Source organism: Variovorax sp. FW305-3-2-15-B-LB1 (genome assembly GCF_058787635.1).
The window spans coordinates 201,142-226,304 of sequence record NZ_JBYSZY010000001.1; the positions used below are offsets into that span (position 1 = coordinate 201,142).

Below are 25,163 nucleotides of genomic sequence, written 5' to 3' on the forward strand. Positions count from 1 at the left end.
CACATAAGAAGAAGGGCCTCCGCATGGGAGGCCCTTGTGTTTTTTCCGCCTGCGCGGGTAGCGCAAAGGTTCAGCGCCTCAGCGTTTCAGCCCCCGCTGCTCGCCCGGCGTGAGCGACTGCATCTGCGCGGTCGTGAGCGCGCCCGCGCCGAGCACCTGCACCACGCCCTTGGGGTCGTAGGCCGCGCCGCTGCGCTCGCGGCCGGCACCGGCGCCACCGCCCTCGCCGCCCTCGCCGCCCGCGGGTTCGTTGCCGAAGCCGAGCACGCGCACGGTGAACACCGAGGGCAGCGCCTGGCGCTGCGCCGCGCGGTCGCGCTGCACGGCGTCCTGCGCCGCGGTGGCGGCCTGCGAGGCGGCGGCGCTGGCGTTGGTGAGCGCGCCCACGTTCACCGCCGCCACCACCGGGACGCCGGTGGACTTGCCCTGCACCTGGATGTTCTCGGCGTTGGCCACGCGCAGCGCCGCCAGGTTCACGTTGCCCGACACGCGGATGCCCGCCTCGCCGGCGTCGATGGTGCCCAGCGGCGCGATCAGGTCGATGTCGCCCGGCGGCACCTCGGGGATCGGGTTCAGCGTGGAGATGCCGGCGCCGGTGTTGGGCGTGGTCGGCGACAGGCTGACGTTGCCGGCGTCGTCGTACAGGCGCCGCTGCGGCGTGTAGACCACGGTCGACTTCGAGCCCCGCCCGGCGTTGATGTCGCCCTGCGCCGACCAGGCCAGGATGCCGCCGCCGAAGGTGGTGAAGATGCGGCTCTGGCCCAGCAGGATGCTGTCCAGCGAGTAGATCTGCACCTCGCCCGCGCCCTGCGTCAGCACGCCCGAGCCCTCGCCCGGCACGAAGCCGCCGTCCACCCCCACCAGGGTGCGCCCGCCCGGCACGAGGATGTTCACGTTGCCGCCGAAGTTGGTGTGGATGCCGGCGTCGAGCGCGTCGTACACGCCGATGTCGCTGGGCCGCCCGGCGGCCGTCCAGGCGTCGCGCCGCAGGTAGCTCTTGCCGGCCTGCGGGCGCTTGGTGAACGGGTCCGAGCTGCTCGCGTAGTAGTTGGCGCTGCTGAACATGGTCAGGTCGCCCTGGTAGCGGCGCGCGCTGCCGTCGGCGGCCTGCGCGGGGAACAGCGTGGCGATGGCCTCGCGCCCGCGCAGGTAGCTGCCCCGGCGCGGACCGCCCTCTTCGTTGTACTCGCGCCCGCCGGCGCGCAGCTCGGCGAAGTACACGTTGCGCAGGTACACCTGCTGCTGCTCGGGCGGCAGCGCGGCGAAGAAGGCCTGCGCGTCCATGGTGGCGGCGTCGAAGTGGCGGCCCTGGCTGTTGCTCCCTCCGAAGCGATCGCGCAGCCAGTTCACCAGGTGCAGGCCTTCGGCCAGGCCGAACTCGCGCACCAGGTCGCGGCGCGTGCTGCCACCGCCTTCACTGCGCTGGCCGTCGATCTCGGCCTGCTTGCGCTTCAGGTAGGCATCGGCACCGGCCTCGTCGCCGCCGTAGCCGAACTGCTGCGACAGCCAGCCGGCCAGCGTGAGCTCGCCGCCGTAGCTGTACAGCGCGGTGCCGGGCTGGTCGGCGAAGGGCTGGCCGCTGGCGGCACGGCGCTTGGGGTCGAGATAACGCGCGGCGAAGCCGGCCCAGTCCGGCCCGTCGCGGCCCACGCCCACCGCCACCGAGATGCCGGCGCCGCTGCTGCGGTCGCCCGGCTTCACGTTGACGATGGCGCCCAGGCTCTTGAGCTCGCCCTTGTCGGCCATGTACAGCTCGCGCCCGGCGCTCAGTACCAGCTCGCCGGGGCCGGCGATGTGGAAGCTGCTGTTGCGGATGTCGCGCCCGGCCTCCACCACCGACACGTCGTCGGCGTGGCGGTGCACGATCAGGTTGCCGCGCGCCGAGGCGGCGTTCAGCGTCTGCGGCTGCGGCGGCAGTTCCGGCCGGCCGGGGAAGTCGCGCCCGCGCCAGCCCGCGCCCTCCGACGGCACGAGATCGACCTCGCCCAGCGCGGTGCCGGCGCCGACGATGTCGCGCCCGGCGCGGATCGCCACCGGGCCCGCCCCTTCGTACCAGAGCCCGTTCGGCGTCGCCACGCCGGTGTTGGAGCCGCGGTAGACGATCGAGCCGGTGCGCAGGCCCACGATGTCGCCCTCCAGCGCATAGAAGCGCGACGGCGGCTGGCCCGCCGGCGCCACGTCGGCCACGCTGGGCGAGGTGAGCGTGAACAGCGGAAAGCGCAGCCACGAATTCTGGCCGTCCAGTGCAATGGAGGGCAGCAGCGCGTCGGCGGCCGTGTTGTGGATCAGCTCGCGGCCGTACCAGAGTTCGCCGCCCAGCGCGGCGAAGCCCGGCTGGAACGGGTCCACCAGCCGCGACGGATCGGCGCCCGAGGGCGTGACGGTGTAGCCCGCCGCGTGAATGGAGTCGCGCGCCAGCAGCTCCAGCTGCGCGGTGCGCTTCACCGCGTACTGCGGGCCGACCGGCGACGGCGCCAGCGTGAGGCTCCAGGGCGACAGCACCGGCCCGTTGCTCGATTCGTCGCGCACGCCCGAGCTCGCGCTGCCGTAGTACAGGCTGCCGCTGGCCGCCAGCGCGCGCAGCACCGCCGGGTAGACGAAGCGGCCGTCGGTCGCCTGGTGGTTGGTGCGATCGCCCAGGTCGGTCCAGCCCAGCGTCGGCGTGAGGTTGCCGCCGGCGCTGAACAGGTCGATCGCGGTCGACGGCGTCCACAGCGAGAACCAGGTCCAGCCTTCGCCCGGGTGCTGCGTGCCGTTGGCGCTGAAGGGCGTGCCGTGCGTGAGCGTGGGCACGCGCCCCGGATCGGCCACGCCGCCCAGCACCAGATCGCCGCGCGCATCGAGCCGCACGCCGGCGTCGCCGGGAATCAGCACCGGGCCGCCCGAGGCGATCGACGAGCCGGCGACGTAAGGGCTGAGCGCGCGCGAGTCCTTCGGGCCGGGCGTGCCGAAGTCCAGCTCGATGCCGCCCACCGCGCCGCTTTCCAGCCGCAGCGCGCCGCGCAGGTTGGCGAAGACCCCGTTCAGGTCCAGCCGCATGCGGTCGTAGCGCTGGAGGCTGCCGGCCTGCCAGGTGGTGCTGGCGGGCACTGCGCGCACCTCGGGCGCCGGGTTCAGCGTGCCGCCGATGCGCACGTCCAGGTCGCCGCCGCCGGTCAGCAGCAGTTCGCCCGCGCGCGTCACGCGGCCGGTGCTGCCCACGGCGAGATGCAGGCCCTGGCTGCGCGCCACGTAGGTGGCGCTGTGGTCGCCCATCTGCTCCATCATCCCGGCGTTGCCGCCGGTCTCGAACACCAGGTTGCCGCCGCCCAGCGTGCCGATGCCGGTGAAGCCGACCAGGTAGGGCCAGAGGCCGCCGAGGTCGTAGGTCGTGCCTTCGTGGCCCGCGACGTAGCTGCCGAAGTTGATCCACCACGCGGTGGGCACGCCCTCGGCGCCCGGCACCACGCTGCCGGTGCCCTGGCGCCACAGCCAGTTGCCGAGCATGGCGCTGGGCATCTGCTTGCGGAAGATGCCCAGCTCGTCGGTCGTGCGGCGCATGTTGCCGCGCACGCCGATGGTGTCGCCGCGCGCATCGCCCTGCACGCGCATGCGCAGGTTGCCGCCATGGTCGGGGTACCAGGCGCGGTACAGGCTCTGGCTGTCGACGAACTGCTCGAAGATGTCGTAGCCGCCGTTGAGCACCGTGCCTTGCGGGCCCTTGGCGCGCGGCAGGTGGAAGTCGGCGTCGTCGGCGCGCGCCGCGGCGCGGGTGCCGGCGGTGTAGATGCCGTAGGGCGAGCGCTGCGTGAAGTCGTTGCCGGCCAGCAGGTCCAGGTCGCCGGTGCCGGTGCGCACCACGCTGAACAGCGGCTGGCGCACGGGGTAGGACTTGAAGTCCCAGACCTCGGGGGTCTCGGAGACCAGGTCGCAGTAGCCGATGTCGCACATGCCCCAGGACACCTCCTCCGGCGTGAGGATGCTGCCCAAGCTGCCCCAGCCTTCGTCGGCCGCCTGCTGGTTCCAGGACCACACCTTGCCGCCGGAGACCAGCTCCTTCGTGAAGGCGTTGCCGTAGTGCGTGTCGGCCAGCAGCAGGTCGCGCTGCGGCCCGCGCGGCTGCAGCGCGCGGCTGTCGGCGGCCTGCGTGTCGGCGCCGGCCACCAGGCGCATCGACCACGACTGCGAGCCCTCGGCCAGCATCGGCGCGATGGCGAAGTTGCGGCCCTGGTTGCCGTCGCCATCGGCCAGGCGCAGCCGCACCGACGCCGCGCCGCCGGGCAGCACGACCACCGTCTCGGCCGGGATGACGGCGCCGCGCTGCAGCGGCACCTCGCGCGCCAGCACCGGTCCGTTGTAGCGGTAGAACGGCGGCTGGTTGACGTCCAGCACGGCGCCGTCGGGGAACGGCAGCGGCACGCCGACCGGCCACAGCATCGGCCCGACCTTGGCCGCGCCCGCCAGCCGCACGCCGGGGTCCAGCTGCATGTTCGCGCCCAGCACGAGCGGCTGCGCCAGCACGGTGCCGGCCGCATGAAGGACCTGGCCGGACGCATCGCGCACCGCGCCGCCGAGCACGGTGCCCGCGGGCAGCGTGTAGCCCTCGGTGAGCACCGCGCGCACCGGCAGCACGGTGCCGGCGGCCAGGCTCATGGCCTTGAGCGGCGCCTGGAAGTTGAGCGCACGACCGGGCTGCAGGAAGGTGTTCTCGGCCAGCGTGACGGCGCCGCCGCGCGGCACCACCACGTCGCCGCCGAAGGGCACGCGCCCTTTCAGCAGCACCCAGCCGTCGTCGTCGCGCGTGGCCGGCAGCGCCGAGGTGTCGAAGCCGTCGTTGATGCTGCCGTGGATCTTCAGGTTGCCGCCCGCGCGCATCACCAGCGCACCGGCCTCGCCCGAGCCGTAGACGCCAGTGCGCTGCGTGCGCGCGTTGAGGCTGTCGTAGCGGAAGGCCGAAAGGTCGAGGTCGCCGTCGATCTGCAGGTCGCCATCGGGCGTCCGGCTCACGATCTGCACGCCGGGGCGCAGGTGGAAGGCATCGCCGTACGCGCGCAGGCCGGCCAGCCGGCCGTCGACCAGCGCACTGTTGGCCAGCACGTTGCGCATGAAGGCCGTGCTGTCCTCGTGCTTGGCCTGCAGGTAGGCCTGGTCGATGCGCTGGTAGGGCCGCCCGCTGATGTCCGGGTCGGTGCCCGTGGGCGCGTCGTCGTAGCGGAAGAAGCCGTTGACGGTGATCGTGCGCGCGCCCTCGATGCGCTGCGTGCCGCCGGCGTCGATGTCGATGTCGTTGCCGCGCGCGCCGCCCAGGCGCGGCGCGTTGAGCTCCACCGTGCCGAAGGCGCGCGGCGTGCCGTCGGTGCCGGCGCGCAGGTCCATGCGCGCGCCGCTCTCCAGCACCAGCCGGCCCTTGCCGCTGTCGATCTCGATGGTGGCGCGGTTGGGCGCCTCGATGGCCTGGCCGTAACTGTCCACGCGCAGCCGCGTGCCGTGCGCGTCGAGCAGCGCGTTGCCGGCAATGGTGACGCCGTCGCGCGCCGCCAGCCGGATGCTGCCGACCTGCACGCCGCCGGCGTCCACGGTGCCGGCCACGGTGAGGTGGCCGCCGTCGACCGAGAGGTTGATCTCGCGCGCCTTCAGCTCGTCGCCCACCACCAGGTCGCCCTGCTTGAGCTGGAAGCTGCGCTCGCCGACCACGCCGCCGTCGGTCAGGCGGCGGTTCAGGCCGGCGAAGTCGGCCAGGCGCTGCGCGCGCACGTCGATGCGCCCCGCCGCGTAGGGCACCGCCGTGCCGCCCGCGTCGTACTCGCCGCTGCTGCCACCCGCGATACGGCCCAGCAGCTCGACACTGCCGGCGCCCGCGCCCAGCGCGGTGACGGCCAGCCGGCCGGCGCGGTTGTTCTGCGCCGACAGGTCGATCTGCGCGCCCGCGGCCTGGCGCACGTTGCCCGTGCGGCTTTCGATTTCCACGTCGCCGCCCCAGCTGTACTTGTCGACGTCGAAGAAGCGCAGGCGCCGGCCGGCCAGGTCCAGCCGCGCGCCGTCGTGCAGCTGCACGTCGCCGTCGGCGCGCAGCACCAGCTTGCCGCTGGGCAGCACCACGGCGGTGTCGAGCGTCACGCTGCGTCCGTCGATGGCGATCTCGGCGCCCAGCGCGCGCGACGCCTCGGCGTCGGTCATCGTGCCCGGCCGCATGCCTTGCGGCGTGGCCACGCGCACGTCGCCGCCGACGGTGTAGCGCATCACCGAGCCGGCCTCGCCGGTCAACAGCGGCGTGTCGATGCGCAGCGCGCCGCCCGTGCGCACATAGCCCTTGGCCGCCTCGTCCCACGCGCCCTGCGACTGGTAAACCGAGAGCGAGCCCTTCTGCCGCGCCGTGACCTGTTCGCTCGCGTTGAGTTGCACCTCGCCGAAGCCCAGCACCAGCCGGTCCATGTCGTGCACGGTGTCCACGCGCATGTCGCGCGCGGCGCCCAGTTCGATGCGCCGGGCGTCGATCTGCAGCCGGCCGCTGCCGGTGCCTGCGCCGCCGGTGGCCACCAGGCCGGGCGGCGTGCGCGTGCCGTTCCACACCAGCACGTCGGTGTGGATGCGCGCCACGCTGTCGGCGTCGCCCCAGCCGTAGATGGCGGGCGTGGTCAGCATCAGGCGCGCGATCGTCGACTGGCCGGTGGCGGGGTCGATGGTCGACAGCTGCGTCGAGCCGAAGAAGTTGACCGCGTCGCGCACGGTGAACACCAGGTTCTCCAGCGCCGGCGCGCCGGTGCTGGTGTCGCCGCGCAGCAGGCGGTCGAGCACGGACTGGTTCAGCGTCAGGCCCGGCGGCAGCGCGCCGCGCGCGGCCGCGTCGCCCAGCGCGCGTTCGCCGCCCACGTTGATGCCGCCCAGCGCCAGCACCAGGTTGCGCGTGCCGTAGCGCGTGCTTTCGCCCAGCGTGAAGGCCTGGTCGGTGGCGGCGGTGATGGTGCCTTCGGAGTACAGCCGCGCGCCGGCGCTGCAGCTGCCGCTGGAGGCGCACACGCCGATGTCGATGCGGCCGGGGCCCGTTTGGCCGCCGCTCGACGCGGACGGCGGCTGGATGTCGATCCAGCCGTTGGACACCGCCAGCACGCTGCGCAAGCCCGGCTCGTAGATGTAGCCGCGGCGCGAGTCCCAGGCCGCCGGCCCGCGGCCCAGCGTGTCGATACCGGCACCGGACTCGACGGTGATGCCCGAGTCGCGGCGGTCGGTGACCAGGAACACCTCGCCCGCGCGCAGCACCGCGCCCTCGCGCAGCACGATGCCCTCGGCGGCGCCGCTGAAGCCCAGGCGGTTGGCGTCCCTCAGCCGGTCGGCCGCGGTGGCGTCCTGCACGAAGGTGCCCGCCGGCGCGCCGCCGATGGCCAGCTGCGCGGCACCGATGGCATTGAGGTCGCGCGCATGCAGCGAGGTGCCCTTGAAGTCCGGCGTGGGCGCGGCGCCGTCGCCCAGCACCTCGAAGGAGCGCGCCGTTCCGCCGATCACCAGCGCCGTGCCGCCCATGCCGTCGCCCACCGTGGCGTAGCGCGCGGTGCCGGCGAAGCGCAGCGCGGGTTCGCCGGGCATCTCGCCCGCCGAGCCCTTCAGGCCGAACTGGAAGCGCAGCGCCTTGGCGTCGCGCTCCAGCAGCGGGCGCGGCACGCCGTCGCGCAGCGCCTGCGCCACGGCGAAGTCGGCATAGCCGGTCTCGTTGTACTGCGCGTAGGTGCGCAGCACGTCGCCCGGCGTGAACACCGCCTGCAGCGGCAGCGCGTCGTGGATGCCGGTGCCGGCCACGCCCAGCTGCGCGGGCGCGGTGTAGGAGCCGTTGCGCATCGCCGTCGCGCTGCCCGGCGCGCCGACCTGCGCGGCCAGCCCGTTGAGCTCGACGCGGAAGGCGCCGGGCAGCAACGCGTAGGTGGACGGCATCAGCGTGTAGCGGCCCGGCGGCAGGCCGGGCACGCCGGCGCCGATGGTGATCTGCCGGCCCAGCGCCGGATCGCTCGCGCCCTTCTCGGCGCCGAGCGGCGCCTGCAGCGGCTGCACGCCCGGCACGATGGCATAGACCGGGTTGGTCGCCAGGCCGGGCAGCACGAAGCCCTTGCGCTGCGCGCCCACCTGCACCAGCGGGTGCATGCGCGCGTCGGTGGAACCGCCGCGTCCGGCCAGGAAGGCGGTGCCGGTGAGCGTGCCGCCGCCCGACATGTCGAGCACCGCGCCCTCGCGCACGTCCACCGCATGGCCGGACAGCGTGATGGCCGGGCCGACGCCGGGCACGCGGTAGGCCACGTCCTTGCCGTTGAAGAGGTAGGTCAGCCCGTCCTGCGTGCCGCCGTAGGGCATCAGCAGCCCGTCGGCGCTGACCGAGGTCAGGCTGCCCGCATGCAGCTGCACGGTGCTGGTGGCGGTGTCGCCGAAGACGCTGCCCAGCGCGATGCCGCCCAGCGGCGCGCGCAGCACGCCGCGCTGCTCGATGTGGGCGGCGTGGAAGGTGAGCGAACCGAAGGCCGACTGCGGCATGGCCGGGGTGTCGCCCACGCGCTCGATCACCAGCCGGCGGTTCATGTCCATCTCGGCCTGGCGGGTGCCCCACTTGTCGATGACGTTGCGCTGGCCGACCTGCACCAGCCCGCTGTCGCCGGTGGCCGGGTAGATCTGCGCCGCCGCCAGCGTGAGGTCGCCCGGCACGTAGAACCTGGCGTTGTTCGACAGGCGCAGGTCGCCGCTGCTGCGCAGCAGCGTGCGGTCGAAGGCGTTGCGCTCCACGACCAGGTCCTCGGGCACGTTGCGCACGATGGTGCCGCGCACGCCCTGCTGCACCATGCCCGCCAGGTCGATGAGCTGCGCGTCCAGCCGCAGCGAACTGCCGGCCGACACCAGCGGCACGCCCAGCGTGCCGGCCCCCCCGCCGGCGTTGCGCGAGCCGAGCACCGGGTTGGGCAGGATGTAGTCGTCGATCTGGGTGCGCCCGCTGGCGGCCAGTCGGATGTAGGGCGCCGCCAGTGCCACGCGCGCATCGGGCACGGACGCCTCGGCCAGGGCCAGCGCGGTGGTGGTCAGGCGCAGGCTCTGGCCCAGCGAGAGATCGACGCTGCCGTCGAAGGACAGCATGCCGTGGCTGAGCAGCGACAGGTTGTCGAAGCCGCCGTCGTGGATGCGGTCGACGCCGATGCGCGCCGTGCCGTAGGCCAGCGCGCCGTGCGCCTGGCCCGGGCGCAGGCCCACGGCGTCGGCCACCGCGCTGCGGCCCTGCACCTGCGCCAGCAGCATCTCGCGCGGCACGCGCACCGCGTCGTCGACGTTTTCGCCCTTCAGATTGTAGCGCGCCACCGTGCCGTAGAGGGGCGTGTCCAGGTTCAGCGCCAGCATGCCGCCGGCCGCGCCCGCGCCGCCCGCGGCGGCGCGCAGGTCGCCGTCCAGGAACAGGCCGCGGAAGGAACTCAGCGCGATGGTGCCGCCGTGGCTGGCGACCTCGGTCGCGCCACGGCCCGGCAGGTCGAGCGTCGCCGAGGTGCCCGAGGCCTCCAGCCGCGCGCCGGGGCGCAGCACCACGAAGGCATCGGCCGCGTCCACCTGCGTGGCATCGAGCACGTGGCGCCCGCCGATCTCGATGGTGCCGCCGTTGGCCACCTGGCCGTAGCGATGGCCGCGCGCGTCGGTGGCCACCACCGGGCGCGCGGCGACGTCGATCAGCGCGTGCTCGCCGATCCAGTACGAGCGTGCGTTGGGCATGCCGTCGGCCAGGTTGCGCGCGTTGCCCATGCCGTGCTCGCCCGGCAGCAGCGCGACGCGCCCGCCCCAGGCCGAGAGCGTGCCATCGACCGTGATCTGGTCGTTGCCGCGCAACGTGAGCGTGCGGCCGGGGTCGAGCGCGATGTGGGCGCCCTCGCCCACCACCAGCGGCGCGCGCTGGTAGAGCGTGCCGGCCTCCAGCGTCAGGTCGGCGCCGGCGCGCTGGGTGAGCTTCTGCTTCACCGGATCGTCCTGGTACACCGGCGGGGTCCACAGCGGCAGCGCGATGGACGGGTCGGCGCCGGTGGGCGCGAGCGCGCCGGCGACGGGGTCGAAGCGCTGCACCGGCATGCGCACCTCCACGCGCGCGCCGTCGGCCACGGCCACGCCGTCCTGGCCGCGCACCGTGTATTGCGCGAAGCCGCTCTGGAACAGGTCGGTGTCCAGGCGCAGCAGCGGCTGCACCGCGACCGCGCGCGGCAGCGCGGTGCCGGCGACGATCGGCGTGCCCGCGGGCATCACGGTGTCGGCGGCGGCCACCGTGCCGGCCTTGTACGACGTGGTCTTGGGCGGGATCGGCAGGCCCGAGGGGAACACGTCCCTGGGCAGCACGTAGCCCTGGGCCAGCAGGGTGATGGCCGCCAGCACGCTGCCGGCCGGCACCGTCTGGCCCGGCTCGTAGCCCTTGCCGTCGAGCAGGAACGCCTGCGTGCCCGGCGGCACCACCCAGTCGGCGCCGGTGATGACGGTGCGCGCGTTGCTGACGCCGGGTTGCACGCTCTCCTTGAGCGCCTCGCCCGGCAGCGCGCGCGACACCGTGACGGCGAAGTCCATCGGAATCTCGCTGCCGGCCGCGATCACGTAGTCGCCGGCCAGCCGCAGGTGCACGGTGCTGCTGCGCCCCGCCGCGAGCTGGCCGTCGCCGCCCGCGGGCAGTTCGCCGATGCCGATGGCCGCGCCGTTGGCCAGCGTCAGCTTGCCGCCGCCCTTCACGCCGTGGCCGCGCACCTCGCCATCCATGCGCAACGTGCCGGGGCCCGCGCCTTCGTTGCCGGGCTGGGCCGCCATCAGCGTCACGTCGCCGCCGCGGCCGCCGCGCAGTTCGTTGCCGGCCAGCAGGGCCGCGCCGCCCGACACGTCCACCACGCTGCGCGCGCCGAGCACCACATCGCCGGTGCTGCGCAGCGTGACCTGCCCGCCGTCGACATAGGGCAGGCCCTCGATGCGATCGGGCGACTGCGCGACGTGGCTCCACAGGCCGCGCGCATCCAGCCGCACGCCCTCGCCCACCGCCACGCGCGGCGCGTAGCCGACCGGCAGCACGTCGGCGATGGAGATGTCGACCCAGCTGCCGCCGTTGGCGCTGGCGAAGCGGCTGACCAGGTCGCCCAGCGCAATGCTGCCGCCGCGCGCGACCAGGTCGGCCTCCACCGCCACCGTGGGCGCGTGCAGCGCGATGCTGCCGCCGGGCGCGACGGCAAGGGCCGACGTCACCGCCACCGTGTCGTTCGCATAGGCGACGACGCCGCCCAGGCGCTGGCGCTGCAGCCACTGGCTGTCGATGCGCACGTGGCCCGCGAGGTCCTTCGGCAGTGCCTCGCCGGCGGCCAGCGCATCGGCCAGCGAGGCGGGCGAGATCGGCGCCTCGGCGAAGGTGACGCGGTCGACCCGCGCGGACGGGTTGTCGCGCAGCAGGCCGGTGGCGGCGTCGTAGACCGGCGCCACGCCGCCGATGACCAGGCGCCCGGCCAGCGGGGCCGCGGTCTGCAGCTGGCGGTAGCTGTCCAGGCCGACATCGCGCTTGCGCTGCTGGCGCTCGCCCTGGAACACGGTCGCGTCGATGTCGCCTTCGAGCACCGCGGCGCGCGTGCCGACCTGCACCTGGCCGGCATCGCGGCCCACGGTGTAGCCGTTTTCCAGCCGCTCGCGCGGCGCGATCAGCGGGTTGTAGAAGTAGCCGGTGGTGGTCTTGCCCCAGCGCGCGTGCTCGTCCTCGAAGCCGCGATAGAGGCCGGTGTAGACGATGTCGGCCGGTGCGGTCGACAGGTTGTACAGGCGCCCGTCGGGACCCTTGAGCCAGCTCTGCTGCAGCCGGCCGGTCTGCACGTCGAGCGTGCCGCCGGCCACGTTGATGCGCGAGCCGCGCTGCGTGACCAGCTCGCCGCCGGCAAAGGCCACCGTGCCGCCCGACGCGGCCCATTCGCCGACCGTGTGGCCGTCGGTGTTGAGGTAGCCGCCGACCTCCAGCAGCCCGCCGCCGGTGTACCAGCGCTCGCCGGCGTAGCCGTTGACGCCGGCCGCCACGCGCACGAGGTCGCGGCGGTCGATCCACATGTCCAGGTTGTTCAGCCGCTTGCCGTCGCGGTTGAGCGGCGCATCGCGCTGCTCGTTGCCCTGCACGTTGATCTTCACGTTGTTCGACGCCATGGCCACGCCGACGCCGACCGCGCCGGCCACGTCGATGGCGGCGCCGCTGGCCACGCGCGTGCGGCGCTCGGCGCGCGCCTGCACCTGGCCGCCGGTGGCCAGGGTGAGCGAGCCGCCGTCGAAGTCGATGTCGCCGGCCGAGTCGATCTTCACCAGCGACTGGTCGCGGCGGTTGTAGCCGCCGTCGCTCAGGCGCATCGAGTCTTTCAGCAAGGTGTCGCGCTGCACGTCGAGCGCGGTCGCGCCGTCGTTCTCCAGCACGATCGCGCTGGTGCTCTGCGGCGCCAGCGTCACGCGCGCTTCGCCGGCCTCGCCCACCGCCCGCAGGTGCAGCGTGCCGCGCGTGTTGACCGAGCTGCTGGACAGCAGCACGCCCTGCTGTTCCACGGTCTTGCCGACCAGGGTCACGTCGCCGGTCGGCGCGGCGATCAGGCCGGTGTTGCGCACGCGGCCGGCGGCGCTGCCGGCCAGGCGCAGCGGATCGACCTCGTTGCCACGCGTGCTCGAGTCGCTGTTGCCGTCGGTGCCCATGCCCTTGCGGATCACGAAGGCGTCGCCGGCGGCCAGCACGGTCTGGCCGTTGGCGGTCGTGATGCTGCCGTGGTTGTGCGCCTCGCGCCCGGCCAGCAGCACGTAGCCGCCGCCCTCGGTGACGCTGGTGGGCCGGCGCGTGGCGATGCGCGCGCCGGGCTCCACCACCACGTCGGCGGTGGCCGCGCCGTGCGTGGCGCCGGTGGCGTGGAGCACCAGGTCGTTGGCCAGCACCGGCACCTGCGTGCTGCCGCGCGTTTCGCTGTACAGGCCGCGCTTGAACTGCGCGTCGCTCATGCCCACGGCAGCGGCCACGAGGTTGCGCGTGTCGACCTGGCTGCTGCCGCTGAACACGATGCCGTTGCGGTTCACGACCATCACCGTGCCGTCGGCCTGGATCTGCCCCTGGATCTGCGAAGGCCGCGCCTTCGGGTCGTTCACGCGGTTGAGCACCGACCAGCTGGCCTGCTGGCCGAACTTCACCGTGGTGTTTCGCCCGACGTTGAAGGTCTCCCAGTTGAGGATCGCCTTGTCGGCCGTCTGCTCGACCGTGACCACGGTGCGGCCCGCGGCCTGGCGCTGCGAATCGGTCGTGAGCGGGCGCGCGTTGTGCCAGCCGGCGGTGAGCGCGTTCGTGTCGACCTTCAGGCCGCCTTCGGCCAGGCCGTCGGGCACCGAGGGGTCGTGCTGCGCGGCGGCGCGTGCCGCGGCCTGCGCCGACTGCTGCGCTGCGATGGCGCGCGCCGCCAGGTTCAGGTTGCCGAGGGACTGCTGCAGCTGTTCGTTGGCACGCTGCTGCTGCGCCTGCGGCCCCGCGAGCATCGCGGCGGGCAGGCCGTTCGGCAGGCGGCCGGTGGCGAGCGCGGTGCTCTGCGCCATGTTCTTCTGCGCCATCCACGCGCCGCTGAACGCCTGCTGCGCCTGCGCCCCGTCGAACGCGGCGCCGCCGGCCAGCAGCAGCGCGATGGCGCGCACCAGCGGCGTGAGCCGGACCTGCGCGAATGCGGCAGACGAATAAGAAGAAGAGGACGCGTTCGGCGGATTGCGCCGGGACACCGTGCGGCGGCTGCTGCGTTGCATGCGGACTTCCATGGGTTCGTGTTTCGTTGCTCGATCGGGGCCACGAAGCGCAAGGGCCCGTGGACTACCGAGCTATGACAGCGAAGGTCCGGCGCGACTGCACCATGTCACGAAATCTTCACGAACGCACTTCAGGCGCTGGCGGCGCCCAGCAGCACGATGCCGCCGGGCAGCTGCGTGAGTTCGGCGCCGTACACGTCGCGCACGAGGAAGGCCACGTCGTCCAGCCGGTCGATGGAGAAGCTGGCCTGCACGCGGCTGCGGCCCAGCGCCTCGTTCGTGAGGATGAGCCGGCCGTGGCGGTAGCGGTTGACCTCGGCCACCACCTGCGACAGCGGCACCTGGTCGAACACCAGCTGGCGGCGGCGCCAGGCGACGACGGGGCCGGTGTCCACGCCGGTGACGACGCCGAGCCCCGCGGGGCCGTAGCGCAGCTGCCGGCCTGCGTCGATCCGCGCCTGCTGCGTGCCCTGCGCCACGTCGACCTGGCCCGCCAGGCAGGTCACGCAGACCTCGCCGTCGAGGTGGCGGATGTTGAAGCGCGCGCGCGTCGCCGACACCGTGCCGCCGCCCGCCGCGACCGTGACGCGCGCCGAGGCCGGGCCGCCAGCCAGCACTTCGGCCTCGCCGGACACCAGTTCGATGGCTTCGCCTGCAGGCTCCGACGCTGCGGCGCGCCGCAGGTTGATGCGCGTCTGCGTGTTCATCTGCAGCACCACGCCGTCGCCCATGGCGACCTCGCGCTGCTCGCCGGTGGCGGTGCGGTAGTCGTCGCCCCATTCGGTGACCGAGGGCCACAGCGCCAGCGGCGGCGACACCGCGAGGTAGGCGACCGACGCCGCGACCGCACCGCCCAGGAAGGCACGGCGTCCGGGCACCGGCAGACGGCGGCGGGCCGCCTCGCGCGCTTCCTGCTGGCGCACGCGCTGCGCGGCCGGCGCCATGGCCTGCCACACCTGGCGCGCCTGCACGAAAGCCTGCGCGTGCTCGCGGCTGCGCGCGCACCAGCGCCGGAAGGCCTGGGCGTCGTCTTCGGTGGCCTGTTGCGAGCCGAGCCGCACCACCCAGGCTTGCGCTTCGCGTTGCAGGGTTTGCTTCATGGCCTCGGTCGCCTGGGGTTCTTCAGCGGTCATCATGGGGAGACTGTTTTCCGGCGCCAGGACCGAAGCGCTGGATGAAATCCCGCCCGAGCCGCTCGCAGCAATGTTCCAGGCCGGCGCGCAATTCCTTCTCGACGGTGCGCGCCGACACGCCGTAGCGCGCCGCGATGTCCTTGTGCGGCATCTCGTCGACACGCGCGGCCAGCACGATGGCGCGGCGGCGGCGCGGCAGCTCGGCCAGCGCGCGCTCGAGCGCCTCGAGTTCGTTGCGCGCCTCGGCACCGCGCGCGGGGTCGGCGGCCTCGTCGGCCATGTCGTACAACGCCTCGACCTCGCCCACGCTCAGCAACCGCGAATTGCTCTTGCGCTGGTCTTCCGCCACGTTGAGCGCGATGCGGAACAGGTAGGCCGAGGGGTAGCGCACGGCACTGCGCACGGTCGAGTTCTCCACGCGCAGGTAGGCCTCCTGCAGCGCGTCGTTGGCGAGGTCTTCCGAACCGAGGCGGTGGTGCAGGTGCTTGCGGAACTGCGCATAGCGCGCCAGGAACAGCGCGCGCAGCGAGGCCTTGATCGATTCGGACATGCGACTCAGCCTGCGCGCGCGCGCAGGTACGGCCGGCAGTCGCGCGCCGGGTCGGGGCGCGGGGTCAGCAGCAGCGTGACGGGCTGCGGCAGCGCGGCCGGCGGCGGCGTGTCCAGGCCGAGCGTGCGCAGGCTGGCGAGCACCGTGGCGTCGCGCGCCGGCACGCCGCTGCCCTCGAGCAGGCGGGCCTCGGTGACGGCGCCCGCCGGGTCGATCCACAGCTGGACCGCGAGCCGGTAGCGGCCGAAGGCGTCGGGCTGCGCGATGCACAGCACGCGCGTGACCGCCCCCTGCAGGACGGCCGCGTAGGCCTGCAAGGCCGGGACGTTTCCGGCCGGGGCGGCGCCCGTCGGCGCGCGTTCATCGGGGGCGGCGGTCGCCGGCTGTGTCGGCACGAGCGTGAACGCGCTGGCGCCGGTGTAGCGCGCCACCAGCCCGGTGCCCACGAGCATCCGCTGCAGCGCGTCGCGCGGTGCGAAGTCGCCCTGCACCGGCGACGCCTCGCGGCCGTCGGTGAGGCGGCTGGTGACGAGCACCGAATGCCCCGTGAGGTGGCCGAAGACGGCGAGGGAGCGCGCCAGCGGCTGCGCCGGCAGGTCGAAATGCAGCGCCGGCGCGTCGCTCGCCGGGTCGTCGGCTGCCGCGGCATGGGCGGCGCACATCACCAGCGCCATGACCAGGCACCAGGACAGTGTCAGGCCACCGCCCGATGCGGAAGTACGTGTCATGTGACGGAGGATCAACAGCAGCAACGAAGGGTCTGGAAAGCGGCCGTCCGCCGTGCGGCCCGGGTGAGCGTGCGGGCGAGACTAGCGACCGTGCATGACCGACATGTGACGTTTCGTTCACACTTCCGACCTCGCGAGATTCCGTCTTCTTCCTGACTTGCGCGCAGTCCAGACTGCCGGGTTGGCCGTTGCCATGGCACGGCGTTCCTTCTACTTTCTTCCTGGGGTGCAACGATGCGCGTCGGTGTGTGGCTGTTCGGCGTGATGCTCTCGGTGATCGCCACTGGCGCGGCAGCGCAGACGTCGCCCTCCGGCGGCGAGGCCGACGGCAGCTGCGTCGAAGTGGTGGTGAATGGCGAGCGCACGCCCGCCTACGACTGCCTGACCCGCAAGCTCGCGCCCACGATGCCGGCACGCGGGCCGGACGACGCCGCGCCCGGGCTGGCCTCGGAAGCGATCACGCAGCGGCCGGGCAATCAGCTGGGCTTGTTCAATCGCGCGGCGACCGGGCATCGCATGGGCAACACCTTCGGCACTTCGGTGTATCCGCAGCGTCCGCCGCCGGCGGTGTACACCTCGCCGCTGCTGCCGCCCCGGCCCTGAGCGAGGCCATGCGGGAAAAGAGGCCGGGCGTTCAGAGTTGCTGGGTCACCAGCACCACGAACCCGGCCAGCGAAATGGCGACGCCCATGGCTTTCCTGAAGGTCTTCAACATGTCGTGTGCTCCATCGGTGAGATCCGTGAGCCTCGATGGTGCGCCGCTTGCGGGCGCTGCGGGTTTGGCAATCCCGATGGCCGGGATAGAAAAACTTCAACCGCGGGGTGCGGATGAACCCGGTCAGCTCGCCCGTGCGCCGGTCCGGGCTTCGGCGAGCGACAGGCGCTCGCGGGCGAACTGGCTGGCCCGCAGGCGCACGCGCGCGACCGCGGCGTCCAGCGAGGGTTGCTGCATGAAGACGAGCACGCCGCGCTTGAGCCCGCGCAGGCGAAGTTCGGCAACGCCGGCATAGCGGCCGCCGGTGGTCTGGCGGATGTCGATCTCGCTGGACCAACCGTCGGAAAGTTCGACGAAAAGATGTTGCTGTGTGGCGCTCATGTCAGTGAGGAGCTTAGGGCTACTGCCGGCGCCGCCCTAGGACATAGTTCCTAGGTATTAGCATTTAATTTCGTTTAATAACAATTTCACGCGCTTCGCGCAAAGGGACACCATGTGTGAACATCCGCATGACTTTCGGCACTCGCGCCGAAACAGCGTGCCATCTAGGATGGAGCGGCCGTGATCCGTCTCCCTCTTTCTGCGCATCCTCCCGACCGGCCTGCCCCGCAGGTCGACACCGTCCGCCCCGATTTCCGCGCCGCCGCATGAAGGACGAGACCCACTCCGCCGAACACCTCTACACCATCGAAGTCGAGGGGCGCAACGTCACGGTGCGCGACGTGATGGTGGCGGCATTCACCTACCGCATCAAACTCGAGGAACTGCTCGGCTCGCCCCGGCAGGTTGCGCACTGCTACCGGCTCTGGCGCCGGCTCGAGCGGCTCGACGAACCGCCCATGACCCGCCTGGACATCAAGTACGCCACCGCCTGGCGCGACGCGCATGCGCAGGCCTGGCAGGTGGCGCAGGTGTTTCTCACCGACCCGCACACCAAGACCTTCGTGCTGCGGCTGGCCGCTCCCTAGCGCGCGTCAGCGCATGTGCGCCATGTCCCGGATGTCGGAGCGCAGCGCGCTGCGGTCGGCGCCCACGAGCGGCAGGTTGACCAGCAATTCGAGCCGGCGGCGCAGCGAGTACAGCACCTGCAGCGCGCCATGCGCCGCGTCGTCCGGGCCGGTGTTGGCGCCGGCCACGTCGGGATAAGGCCACAGGGCCGCATCGGGCTGGCCGGGCCAGCGCGGCTGCAGCGGTTCGAGCGCGGGGTCGAGCGTGATGACGACATCGGCGTTGTGCGATCCCGCGCGCGCCAGCAGGTCCCAGCTGCGCGGCGGCGAGGTCGGCAAGGCCATGCCGGCGCTGCCCAGTGCCTCGACGGCCGCGGGGTGCACGTCCGCCGCCAGCCGCCCCGGCTGCCCGCACGAGCGCACCGAAAAGCGCTTCGCATCGAGGTGGGCAAGACAGGCCTCGGCCAGCACGCTGCGCAGCGAATTGCGCCGCGAGACAAAGACAACCTCGATCCGTTTCTGCATGGTCGAACGACTATAGCCACGCCGTGTGGCAGGTGGGTGCCGAAGCACAGGGACCCTTTTGCAGACGCCTGTTTACCCCGGACCTGCAGACATGACAAATAAGTGTAAACACTCGTAAACCTTGCGGGATGGGTCGGCGTTAGAACCGCATGACAACCGACCCCTCCCTCGTTGTGCTTGCTTTCCTGGTCGGTCTTGCCGCGGGCGTGACGCTCATGAGCATGCTGGCAGTCCTGCGTTCCGACCAGGACCGCCTGCCGCGCTCCGAGCACACCCGGCTGTAAGGCAGACCGCGGGCATCGCCTGCCGGCACGTGGCCGGCCGGCGCAAGCGGGCGCGCTTGTTCAGAACCCCGACTGCTCGATCAGCACCGAGGTCGCCGCATGGATCCAGCGGCGGGCCAGGCTCTCGCGGGTGCCTTCGAAATGCGCGCGCACCTCGCGCACGCCGTCGACCGGCGCGTCGTCCTCTCCCTCCACCGTCACGCGGAACCAGGCCTCGGCCGGACGCAGGTCTTTTTTCTGCGCGGTCGGGTTGAGCGCGATCGGGCCGCCGTGGTCCTGCGCCAGCAGCAGGTGCGGCAGCCGGCGCACCGGGCTGTTGTCGATGGCGCGCAGCGACTGCCCCGCCGCCACGGCCGTACCCTCGTTCGTTTCCATCGCCGCCAGCCGCGCCACATATTCGACCACCCGGGAACCGGGCCACATCCGGCCATGTTCTGCCGGCTAACGCGCACCGCGACAAGCGGGTCTGAGGCACGGGGCTGTAACCATGTGCGCGACCGCCGAAGAGGCACGGCAGGCCGCTCGGTCGACTCCGGAAATGGACCGCAGCGCGCCTTCAGGAAACTTCGCGCGGCCTCGTCGCTTCGATGTAATTCGAAAGAATCAACAACATCCGCTTGCAGATGCGAGACCAGTCGAGCACCCGGTTCGGCGGGCCATCACGCCCCCTGTGTACGCCCGCGCAGCTTCGACTGCTTAACCCGGCAATATTTAACGATTCAAGATAATTGTTACGTTTTTGGAGCATCTACGAACCCCCGATTCCTGCCTTCGCGGGGGTCTGTTGCACAGGGCGCGGTGATACTGTTCCGGCCCCGAATCTTGCGTTCCTGGTGTGCGCACTGCGCACCGGAGGACACGAGGCGTGGCACATCATCCAACTCGCTCATGTAAGAAAAAATGAACAAACTGCTCGCACTCATCTTCGTGGCTGCCGCCATCACCGCTTGCTCGAAGCAAGAGTCCACGCCCGCAGCGCCGGCCGCTCCCGCAGCACCTGCTGCCACCGCACCGGCCACGCCGGCACCCGCACCGGCCGCCAGCGCACCGGCTGCTGCTGCGCCTGCAGCCACCACGACGGCATCGGCCGACGTGCCCAAGGAATGCCAGGAGTACCTGGACAAGGTGAGCGCCTGCGTGGGCAAGCAAAGCGGTGCCGCCGCCGACGCGCTCAAGGGCAGCCTCGAGCAGACCAAGGCCACCTGGGCCAGCTACGGCGCCAACGCCGCCCAACTCGGCGCTGCATGCAAGGCTGCTTCCGACGCCTTCGCCGCACAAGCCACGGCCATGAAGTGCTGATGCACTGAGTCGCTGACGCCGGCGAGGTTGCCCTCGCCGTGCGACGCGACACACCTCCTCGTCACCGACGAGGAGGCGCCGCTCCCACAACGGTCGGCGCAAAACGGTCCCTGTCAGGCCGAAAGAATCCAGTCCCATGACAGACCTCCTCACGAATCTCACCTGGCACGCCCTTTCGGGCCCGCATGCGCCCTATGCCAGCGGTACATCGACCGCACGCCGGTACGCCACAGGCTTCTCCCCCATCGTCGGTTTTGCCGACGCACTGCACCCCGACCTCGACGCGCTGCTGCCCTTCTGCACGCCGGACGAGCACTTCTATGCCATCGGCTGGTCGGGCCCCGCGCCGTCCACCTGGCAGGTCGACATGGAATCGGTCATCGTGAAGATGATCTGGGACGCACCTGCGCCCGTGGCCGACACGCTCCCTGATGTAGTCCGGCTCGGCGCGGCAGATGTAGAACAAGTGCTGGCCCTGGCCGACCTGACGCGCCCCGGGCCCTTCTCCACGCGGACCATCGAACTCGGCGAGTACTTCGGCTGCTTCGACGACAACGGCCGGCTCGTGGCGATGGCCGGCGAGCGCATGGCCGCCAGCACGCTGCGCGAGATCAGTGGTGTCTGCACGCACCCCGATGCGCAGGGCAAGGGCTATGCGAAGCGGCTCGTCACGCGCTTGGTGGCGCAGCAGATGCAGCGTGGCGAAGTGCCGGTGCTGCATGTGATGCAGGGCAACGCGGGCGCGCGGCGCATCTATGAACGCATGGGTTTTCGCGTGCACAGCGAACCCGTCGTTCGCGTGATCTCGCGGCGCTGAGCGGCGCCGCTAGCGCCTCAGAAATTCGCGCAGCGCATCGAGCGCGCGCAGCGCACCGGCTTCGTCCACGTCCCGGTGCGTGACCAGGCGCAGCCGGCCGTACAGCATCGAGACACGGATGCCCTTCTCTTGCAGGTGCTTTTGAAGTGCGTGTGCCGTGTCCTGCCCGCGATCGGCCAGATCGAGGAACACGATGTTGGTCTGCGGCGCCTCTGCCCGCACGCCGGGGCGGTCGCACACGCCTTCGTACAGCAGCTTCGCCAGCCGATGGTCTTCGGCCAGTCGCTCGACGTGATGGTCCAGCGCATGCAGCGCCGCTGCGGCCAGCACACCGGCCTGGCGCATCGCGCCGCCCGCCGCCTTTCTCACGCGCCGCGCCCGTGCAATGAAGGCCGCACTGCCGCACAGCGCACTGCCGACCGGCGCACCCAACCCTTTGCTGAAGCACACCGACACGGAGTCGAAGTGCCCCGCGATGCGCCGTGCGCCGGCCTCGGGCGACGTCGCATCGCTGGCCGTGGCCGCGTTGAACAGGCGCGCGCCATCCAGGTGCGTCGACAGGCCGTGCCGCCGCGCCAGGCCAGTCGCGGCGCCAAGGTACGCATCGGGCAGGCATCGCCCCCCCAGCGTGTTCTCCAGCGCAAGAAGCCGCGTGACGGCGAAGTGCTCGTTGTCCGGCTTGATCGCCTCGGCGATCGCCGCCAACGGCAGAGTGCCGTCGTCCGCGTGGTCCAGCGGCTGCGGCTGCACGCCGCCGAACATCGCGGCGCCGCCGGCTTCCCAGCGGTAGCAGTGCGCCATCTGGCCGACGATGTACTCGTCGCCGCGCCCGCAATGCGCCAGCACCGCGCACAGGTTGGCCTGCGTGCCCGACGACACGAACATCGCCGCCTCGAAGCCCAGCATGCCGGCGATGCGCGCCTGCAGTGCGTTGACGGTCGGGTCTTCGCCATAAGTGTCGTCGCCCACGGGCGCGCGCTGCATGGCCTCGTACATCGCGGCCGTGGGCCGCGTGACCGTGTCGCTGCGCAGATCGACGCACGCGCTCATGCCGCGCCCAGCGTGCCGCCGAGTTCCTTGTTGACGACCGAGAGCCAGTAGGCGATGCCCAGCGGCAAGGCCTGGTCGTTGAAGTCGTAGTACGGCGTGTGCACGTCGCCCTGGCCGTCGCCCTTGCCCAGGCCGTTGCCGATCAGCATGTAGGCGCCGGGCCGCTTGCGCGCAAAGAACGCGAAATCGTCACCGCCTGTCAGCGGCGCCTGCTCGGGGTTCACAGCCTGCAGGCCCACCACGTCGTGTGCGGCGCGGATCGCGTTGCGCGTCGCGTCGGGATCGTTCACGAGCGGCACGGAGTTCCACCAGCACTTCACGTGCACCGACGCTCCCTCAGTGGCGGCCGCGTGCTCCGCATGCTCGCGCAGGCGCTTTTCGAGCAGCGCCTGCACCTCGTCCGAGAACGCGCGCATGGTGCCGGAGATGCGCAGCTCCGCCGGAATCACGTTCATGGCCTCCGGGTCGCCCGCGCCGATGTGGCCCACGCTGAGGGTGGCCGGGTCGGTCGGCGCCACGTTGCGGCTGACGATCGACTGCAGGCCGAGGATGAAGTGCGCCAGCACCACGCTCAGGTCGGTCGACAGGTGCGGGTAGGCGCCGCCATGGCCGCCGGTGCCGTTGAAGCACACCTGCCATCGCCCCGACGCCGCCATCATCGCCTGGCTGCGGATGCCGAATTGGCCCAGCGGCAGCGCAGGCATGGTGTGCATGCCGAAGATGCGATCGCAGGGAAAGCGCTCGAACAGCTGCGCCTCGAGCATCGCCAGCGCACCGCCGCGCCCTTCTTCCGCGGGCTGGAAGATCAGGTGCACGGTGCCCTCGAAGTCCGGGTTCTCGGCCAGGGCCTGAGCCGCGCCGAGCAGCATCGCCGTGTGGCCGTCGTGGCCGCAGGCGTGCATGCGGCCCCGGACCGTCGAGGCATGGCCCAGCGTGTTCTGCTCGCACAGGGCCAGGGCGTCCATGTCGGCGCGCAGGCCGATGGCGCCCGCCCCCGCGCGCCGGCCGCGCACGACACCGACCACGCCGGTGTTGCCGACCTTCTCGTGGGTCTCGATGCCCCAGTCGCGCAGCTTGCCGGCGATCAGCGCGGAGGTGCGGACCTCTTCGAACCCCAGCTCGGGGTTGGCGTGGATGTCGCGGCGGATGGCCGCGATCTCGTCGATGTGCCGGTTGGCAAGATCGAGCAGGCTCATCGCGCCACCTCGCTCTTCTCGGGCGGCATGCGCGAGACGATGCCCTGCATCTTGCCTTGCGTGTCGGCCACGACCTCGGCGAAGCCGGGGCGCGCGCCTGCGGCGGCCGGCATGAAGCCGATGCGCCGCAGGTTCGCCGCCACCTTGTCGTCGGCCAGCACGGCATCGACGGCGGCCGACAGGCGCTGCGTGACGTCCGGCGGCGTGCTGCGCGGCACGAAGAAGCCCAGCCAGGTGTTCAGGTCGATGCCCTTGAGGTACTTGCTCTCGTTGAGCGTGGGCACGTGCTTGAGCAGCTCGTCGCGCTGCAGGCCGGTGGTGCCGAAGCCGCGCACACGGCCACTCTCGATGGCTTCGGGAAAGGTGGCCGGGGCCACCAGCGTCAGGTCGACCTGGCCGCCCAGCAGGTCGGTCACCTGCGTGGAGCCGCCCTTGTACGGCACGTGCAGCATCGAGGTGCCGCTGCGCTCCTGGATGTCGCGCATGACCACGTGCTGCAAGGTGCCGATGCCCGAGGTCGCGTAGCTCAATGCGCCGGGGTTCTTGCGCGCGAACTCGATCAGTTCGTCGGTGGTGCGCGCCGCAATGCCGGGGCGCCCCACCAGGACGAACGAGGAGTCGCCGACGCGCGCCACCGGCACCAGGTCGTCGGTCTTGTAGCTGACGGCGCGATTGACCAGCGGTGCCAGCACCACTTCATTCACCGAGCCGAGCAGCAGCGTGTAGCCGTCGGCGCGGGCACGCACCACCTTGGCTGCACCGATGGCGCCGGCACCGCCGCCGAGGTTTTCGATCAGCACCGGCTGGCCCAGCTGCTTGCCGAGCGCCACATGCAGCGCTCGCGCCATGGCATCGACGGAGCCACCCGCCGGGTACGCCACCACGACCGTCACCGGCTTGTTCGGATAGGCCTCGGGCGGCGCGGCATGGCCGTGAAAGGCCGCGGCGCACAGCAGCGCGGCAGCGAGGAGTCGGGTTCTTCTTGGCATGGTCGGATGGATGTCGCTGGAATGAACTGGAAAGGCCATTCTTCAATGACTGCCCCACGGGGAACCAATGCCTTGTGGCCCCCAGCCATGCATCCTGCTTATAGCTTCAGGGGTGCTTCCTGGCGTAGCGAAACAGATGCTCCTTCAGCGTGTTCGCCGCCTCGCCGCGCTCGTCGCGCACGCTCAGGATGCCCAGCGGCGGCAACGCGGGCAGGTCGGTCACATCGATCAGTGCGATCTGCCCCATGTCGATGAACTGGCGCATCGCGCTGTAGGGCGTGAAGCTGAGCAGCGTCTCGCTCTGCAACTGGGCCAGCACCATCGCGCTGGAGCGGACCTCGAGCTTGCGGTAGCGCGCCGCCGTGCCGTGCGCGGCCATGAGGGCGTCGAAGGTCTTTCGCGCATGGGTCGCGGGATGCAGCATGAGCCACATCTCGTCCAGCAGGTCCGGCAGGCGCAGCCCGCGCTTGCGCACCAGCGGATGATTCGGGCCGGCAACGACCACGAGCCGGTCGGGCAGAAGGTCGGCGAACTCCCAGCCCTCGGGCCACACCGGCGGTTCACGGCACAGCATGAGGTCGACCTCGCGGTTGGAGATCAACGCGCTCGACTCCGCGGCATTGGCCTCCTGCAGCTGCACGAGGATGTCGGGCTTCGATTGCCCGAAAGCCGGCAGCGCCCGCACCAGCAGGCCGTTGATGGCGCCATGGATCGCGCCCACGCGCACGATGCTGTGCCCACTCGATTGACGAAAGGCCACGAACTGCGTGCCCGCCTCGAGCGTGGCCAGCGAGCGCTGCACGAACGGCAGCAGCTCACGCGCCATGTCCGTCATGCGCATGCCGCGCGCATGGCGATGGAACAGCGGGCACTGAAGAAACTCCTCCAGGTCGGCCACCAGGTGCGTCACGGCGGGCTGCGTGAGACCGATCGCGTCGGCCGCGCGCTGCGCGCTGCCGAACTCGGCGATGGCGGCAAACGCCTGCAGATGGCGAAAGCGCGCCCCCGTCATGAGACGCGCATAAAGAACAGCAGACGACGGAGTCATGGCACGGGAGCAGGCCGCAACGGCCCGGGCGGGAAAGCCCGGATGCTAAGCGCCCGTTGCACGCGCGGCCATGGGTTGTGTCCCTGAGGCCGGGGCACCCAGCCATAAGCAAAGCAGACCTCTCGGTCTCAATTTTCAT

The 25,163-nt window shown here is 71.9% G+C and carries 16 protein-coding genes; 5 read left to right on the forward strand and 11 right to left on the reverse strand.

What is annotated here, in order from left to right; genetic code table 11:
• Positions 1 to 78: 78 nt before the first annotated feature.
• The 4 genes from AC3WQR_RS00880 to AC3WQR_RS00895 all read right to left on the reverse strand — a co-directional run bounded on the left by AC3WQR_RS00880 (position 79) and on the right by AC3WQR_RS00895 (position 16,154).
• Positions 79 to 13,743, reverse strand: coding sequence for a filamentous hemagglutinin family protein (locus tag AC3WQR_RS00880; RefSeq protein WP_492740932.1), 13,665 nt, complete (start codon positions 13,741 to 13,743; stop codon positions 79 to 81).
• Positions 13,744 to 13,874: 131 nt separating this feature from the next.
• Positions 13,875 to 14,843, reverse strand: coding sequence for a FecR family protein (locus AC3WQR_RS00885; RefSeq protein WP_492740933.1), 969 nt, complete (start codon positions 14,841 to 14,843; stop codon positions 13,875 to 13,877).
• Positions 14,844 to 14,865: 22 nt separating this feature from the next.
• Positions 14,866 to 15,426: an RNA polymerase sigma factor gene (locus tag AC3WQR_RS00890; protein WP_095745876.1), complete on the reverse strand. Its 561-nt coding sequence runs from the start codon at positions 15,424 to 15,426 to the stop codon at positions 14,866 to 14,868.
• Between the two features lie 5 nt (positions 15,427 to 15,431).
• Complete coding sequence (locus AC3WQR_RS00895) at positions 15,432 to 16,154, reverse strand: secretin and TonB N-terminal domain-containing protein (protein ID WP_159276242.1); 723 nt, start codon at positions 16,152 to 16,154, stop codon at positions 15,432 to 15,434.
• 234 nt (positions 16,155 to 16,388) lie between these two features.
• On the opposite strand from AC3WQR_RS00895, the gene AC3WQR_RS00900 reads away from it, so the two are divergent.
• A complete protein-coding gene (locus tag AC3WQR_RS00900) occupies positions 16,389 to 16,757 on the forward strand; it encodes a hypothetical protein (protein ID WP_492740934.1) in 369 nt (122 codons plus the stop codon).
• Positions 16,758 to 16,992: 235 nt separating this feature from the next.
• On the opposite strand, the gene AC3WQR_RS00905 is transcribed toward AC3WQR_RS00900, so the two are convergent.
• The gene (locus tag AC3WQR_RS00905; protein ID WP_062482654.1) at positions 16,993 to 17,250 is read right to left on the reverse strand and encodes a hypothetical protein; all 258 of its coding nucleotides are present in this window, start codon (positions 17,248 to 17,250) and stop codon (positions 16,993 to 16,995) included.
• Positions 17,251 to 17,516: 266 nt separating this feature from the next.
• Between AC3WQR_RS00905 and AC3WQR_RS00910 the strand changes: the two genes are divergently transcribed.
• Positions 17,517 to 17,837 carry a hypothetical protein gene (locus AC3WQR_RS00910; protein ID WP_070061202.1) on the forward strand — a complete coding sequence of 107 codons (321 nt, stop codon included), beginning with the start codon at positions 17,517 to 17,519 and terminating at the stop codon, positions 17,835 to 17,837.
• A 6-nt stretch (positions 17,838 to 17,843) separates the two neighbouring features.
• Here AC3WQR_RS00910 and AC3WQR_RS00915 read toward each other — a convergent pair whose 3' ends face one another.
• On the reverse strand, positions 17,844 to 18,341 hold the full coding sequence (locus AC3WQR_RS00915; RefSeq protein WP_062482660.1) for an arsenate-mycothiol transferase ArsC: 498 nt from the start codon (positions 18,339 to 18,341) through the stop codon (positions 17,844 to 17,846).
• A gap of 149 nt (positions 18,342 to 18,490) precedes the next feature.
• On the opposite strand from AC3WQR_RS00915, the gene AC3WQR_RS00920 reads away from it, so the two are divergent.
• The gene (locus AC3WQR_RS00920) at positions 18,491 to 18,625 is read left to right on the forward strand and encodes a hypothetical protein (RefSeq protein ID WP_260684871.1); all 135 of its coding nucleotides are present in this window, start codon (positions 18,491 to 18,493) and stop codon (positions 18,623 to 18,625) included.
• Between the two features lie 60 nt (positions 18,626 to 18,685).
• Here AC3WQR_RS00920 and AC3WQR_RS00925 read toward each other — a convergent pair whose 3' ends face one another.
• Positions 18,686 to 19,048 carry a hypothetical protein gene (locus AC3WQR_RS00925; RefSeq protein ID WP_447745405.1) on the reverse strand — a complete coding sequence of 121 codons (363 nt, stop codon included), beginning with the start codon at positions 19,046 to 19,048 and terminating at the stop codon, positions 18,686 to 18,688.
• Between the two features lie 477 nt (positions 19,049 to 19,525).
• Between AC3WQR_RS00925 and AC3WQR_RS00930 the strand changes: the two genes are divergently transcribed.
• Positions 19,526 to 19,924: a hypothetical protein gene (locus tag AC3WQR_RS00930; RefSeq protein ID WP_062472018.1), complete on the forward strand. Its 399-nt coding sequence runs from the start codon at positions 19,526 to 19,528 to the stop codon at positions 19,922 to 19,924.
• A 136-nt stretch (positions 19,925 to 20,060) separates the two neighbouring features.
• Positions 20,061 to 20,741, forward strand: a complete 681-nt coding sequence (locus tag AC3WQR_RS00935) for a GNAT family N-acetyltransferase (RefSeq protein WP_447745408.1) — start codon at positions 20,061 to 20,063, stop codon at positions 20,739 to 20,741.
• A gap of 9 nt (positions 20,742 to 20,750) precedes the next feature.
• Here the strand turns inward: AC3WQR_RS00935 and ltaE are convergent, their stop codons facing one another.
• The 4 genes from ltaE to AC3WQR_RS00955 form a co-directional block, all read right to left on the reverse strand.
• Positions 20,751 to 21,791 (reverse strand): low-specificity L-threonine aldolase, encoded by a 1,041-nt coding sequence (gene ltaE, locus AC3WQR_RS00940; RefSeq protein ID WP_447745411.1) that lies wholly within the window; start codon positions 21,789 to 21,791, stop codon positions 20,751 to 20,753.
• Complete coding sequence (locus AC3WQR_RS00945) at positions 21,788 to 22,987, reverse strand: amidohydrolase (protein ID WP_447745414.1); 1,200 nt, start codon at positions 22,985 to 22,987, stop codon at positions 21,788 to 21,790. Before AC3WQR_RS00945 ends, ltaE begins: the two co-directional genes overlap by 4 nt.
• On the reverse strand, positions 22,984 to 23,976 hold the full coding sequence (locus AC3WQR_RS00950; RefSeq protein ID WP_447745416.1) for a tripartite tricarboxylate transporter substrate binding protein: 993 nt from the start codon (positions 23,974 to 23,976) through the stop codon (positions 22,984 to 22,986). The genes AC3WQR_RS00945 and AC3WQR_RS00950 overlap by 4 nt, the downstream gene beginning before the upstream one ends.
• 106 nt (positions 23,977 to 24,082) lie before the next feature.
• Complete coding sequence (locus AC3WQR_RS00955; protein WP_447745418.1) at positions 24,083 to 25,024, reverse strand: LysR family transcriptional regulator; 942 nt, start codon at positions 25,022 to 25,024, stop codon at positions 24,083 to 24,085.
• Between the last annotated feature and the right edge of the window lie 139 nt (positions 25,025 to 25,163).